Origin of the sequence: Streptomyces xiaopingdaonensis (genome assembly GCF_000262345.1) — a bacterium.
Taxonomy (GTDB): Bacteria; Actinomycetota; Actinomycetes; order Streptomycetales; family Streptomycetaceae; genus Streptomyces; species Streptomyces xiaopingdaonensis.
On sequence record NZ_AJTQ01000267.1, the window covers coordinates 1 to 3,216 of the forward strand.

Sequence of the window (3,216 nt, forward strand, 5' to 3'; positions counted from 1 at the left end):
GGCGCCGAGGTAGAGCGCCCGGCCGGCGGCGATGCCCGTCGCCATGTCGGCGAGCAGGAACCGCAACCCCTGGAAGTCGGCGAGCGGGCGGCCGAATTGGCGGCGCTCGGCGACGTAGCGGAGTGCCTCGTCGAGCGCCGCCTGGGCGACGCCGGTCGCGCAGGCCGCGATGCCGAGCCGGCCGCCGTCGAGCGCGGCGAGCGCCAGCGGGAAGCCGTCGCCCTCCTCGCCCAGGCGGCGCGAGTCGTCGACGCGGACGCCGTCGAAGTGGAGCTGAGCGGTGGGCGATCCGGCCATGCCCATCTTCTTCTCGGGGGGCGCGGGGCTGAGCCCCTCGGCGTCCCCGGGGACGAGGAAGGCCGTGATGCCGCGGGAGCCCTCGCCGCCGGTGCGCGCCAGCACGGTGTAGAAGTCGGCGACGCCGCCGTGCGTGATCCACGCCTTGGTGCCGTGCAGCACCCAGGTGTCGCCCTCGCGGACGGCGCGGGTGCGCAGGGAGGCGGCGTCGGAACCGGAGGTCGGCTCGGAGAGGCAGTAGGCGCCGAGAAGGCCGCCGCCGAGCATCTTGGGGAGGTGGGCTGCGCGTTGCTCCTCCGTGCCCGCCTGCGCGAGGGCGTGGCAGGCGAGGGAGTGGACGCTGGTGCCGAGTCCGACGGTGAGCCGCGCGGCGGCGAGTTCCTCGAGGACCTGGAGGTACACCTCGTACGGCTGGCCGCCGCCCCCGTGCTCCTCCGGGTACGGGAGGCCGAGAAGCCCGGAGCCGGAGAGCAGCGCGAAGAGTTTGCGGGGGAAGTTCCCCTCGCTCTCCTCCTGCGCCGCCACGGGGGCGATCTCGCGGGCGGCGATCTCGCGGACGAGCGCCAACAGTTCCCGTGCCTCCGGCGAGGGCAGTTCGCGCTCGACGGGCTGCGGACCGTACTCGAACATGGCAACGCTCTCCTTCTGTCACGCGCCGCGGCGCCGGCCGGGGTACGGCCGTACGTCGTCTGTCGTCGTCCCCGCGCCGGTGGCGGGGCTCGTGGGGCACCGCCCTCGTGTCCGCGATGGTGCACCTCCGGATCGCGGAGGTAGCTGACCAGCGGCTGCGGCGCGAAAGAGTATGCCCGATCGGGCGGTTGGCGTCACGGGACGAGCGAGGCCCACGAGGTGCACGGCGTCGAGCAGCGGGCGGGTTTTGGTCCACACCATTGACGCACTGGTCTAGTCCTTCTAGATTCCGGAGGCGTACAGCGTGTCCATGCCACTGCCCGCGACGGCACCCGCCGCACGCCCCGGTCCCCCGCCAGAGCCCAACTGCGGCTCTGCGCAAGGGGCACGGCGACGCGTCGTCGCACACGGCGGTGGCCGGCACCGCAACCGGCCGAAGCACCTTCGCTCCCCACTCAGCGAGGAGAGACATGCCCGGTTCCTCCCGGACCCCCCAACGCGCGCGCAGAAGACGGGTCTTCGCATTCCTCGGGGCCGCCTGCGCGGCGGTCCTCACCACGACGCTGCTCGCCGGCAGCGCCACCGCAGGCCCCTCCGAGACACCGACACAGCAGCCGGCGGCGGCCGAGCGCACCGTCGGCTACTTCACCAACTGGGGTGTCTACGACCGCAATTACCACGTGAAGAACATCGAGACCTCCGGCTCGGCGGAGAAGCTCACGCACATCAACTACGCCTTCGGCAACGTCACGGGCGGGCGGTGCGCCGTCGGCGACGGATACGCCGACTACGAGAAGGCGTACACCGCGGAGGAGTCGGTCGACGGCGAGGCCGACACCTGGGACCAGCCGCTGCGCGGCAACTTCAACCAGCTCCGCAAGCTCAAGGAGAGGCACCCGGACCTCAAGATCCTCTGGTCCTTCGGCGGTTGGACCTGGTCCGGCGGGTTCGGTGAGGCGGCGAAGAACCCCGCGGCCTTCGCCGAGTCCTGCTACGAACTCGTCAACGACGAGCGCTGGGCAGGCGTCTTCGACGGTATCGACCTCGACTGGGAGTACCCGAACGACTGCGGCCTCACCTGCGACGAGAGCGGGCCCGACGCCTTCACCGAGGTGGTCGAGGCGATGCGCGCCAAGTTCGGCGACGACCGTCTCGTCACCGCGGCGATCAGCGCGGACGCCTCCGACGGCGGCAAGCTCGACTCCACCGACTACGCCTCGGCCGCGCAGTACGTCGACTGGTACCTGCCGATGACCTACGACTACTTCGGCGCCTGGGACGCGCAGGGCCCCACGGCCCCGCACTCCCCGCTCACCGAGTACGACGGCATCCCGCAGGACGGCTTCAACACCCAGGCGACGATGGAGAAGTTGAAGTCGCTCGACATCCCGGCCGACAAGCTCCTCCTCGGCCTCGGCTTCTACGGCCGCGGCTGGACGGGCGTCAACGAGGACGCACCGGGCGGGAGCGCCACCGGACCGGCGCACGGCACCTACGAGGAAGGGATCGAGGACTACAAGGTGCTGAGCGAACGGTGTCCGGCCACCGGCGAGGCGGCCGGCACCGCCTACGCGCACTGCGGAAGCGAGTGGTGGAGCTACGACACCCCGCAGACCATCGGGAGCAAGGGCGACTGGGCCGCGGAACAGGGCCTGGGCGGCACCTTCTTCTGGGAGCTGAGCGGTGACACCGCGGACGGGGAGCTGATCTCCGCCATCAAGTAACCGCGGACCGCGGCCTCTTGGCCGCACCGTGGCCGCCGGGCACCCGCATCCGCCCGGCGGCCACCGGTGCGCCCGCCGAACTCGCCGGTCCCCGTCGAGAGTTGCTCTCGCGTGAAGCGGACGCCCCGACGTCCGGGCGTACAGGCTCCCCGACCGGCCGTGGACCGAGCCGGGTGGCGACGCGCCCCTTTTGCAGCGACGTGGAGAAACGCGACCCGGCGGCCGTCGAGGCGCTCCCCGCCGAGGACGTCGCCTCCGCCACTCCCGTGGCGCCGAGGCCGTACCGGGGAAGGCCGTTCACGGCCGCGGTCCTCCGCCGAGTGTCGCGTACCCGCGCGGAGTTCCCCTGCGGGCGGGAAGGCGACCACTCCCCGGTCTTCCGCGCCCCGACCGGTCAACGCCCGGCGCACGGCAGCGACTTCGCCTCGAGCGGGCACGTCGACGGACTCACCGTCATGGTGCGCCGCTCTCCGGCGCGCGGACGCTCGCGGAGACGGGGCCCGTGCGACCGGGCGCGTGCGGCGGCGGCCGGCTGAGTGAGCCGGCCGCCGCCTCATTCCCAGAC

Annotated in this window: 3 protein-coding genes; 2 read left to right on the top strand and 1 reads right to left on the bottom strand. The window is 72.6% G+C overall.

Going from position 1 to position 3,216, the window contains the following annotated elements; genetic code table 11:
• Positions 1-927 (bottom strand): acyl-CoA dehydrogenase family protein (locus UWG_RS0121555; RefSeq protein WP_016909280.1); only part of this gene is annotated, 927 nt, incomplete at its 3' end.
• 470 nt (positions 928-1,397) lie between these two features.
• Here UWG_RS0121555 and UWG_RS0121560 point away from each other — a divergent pair.
• On the top strand, positions 1,398-2,651 hold the full coding sequence (locus UWG_RS0121560; RefSeq protein WP_016909281.1) for a glycoside hydrolase family 18 protein: 1,254 nt from the start codon (positions 1,398-1,400) through the stop codon (positions 2,649-2,651).
• 173 nt (positions 2,652-2,824) lie between these two features.
• Positions 2,825-3,187 (top strand): nuclear transport factor 2 family protein, encoded by a 363-nt coding sequence (locus UWG_RS31520; RefSeq protein WP_193386470.1) that lies wholly within the window; start codon positions 2,825-2,827, stop codon positions 3,185-3,187.
• The last annotated feature ends 29 nt before the right edge of the window (positions 3,188-3,216 follow it).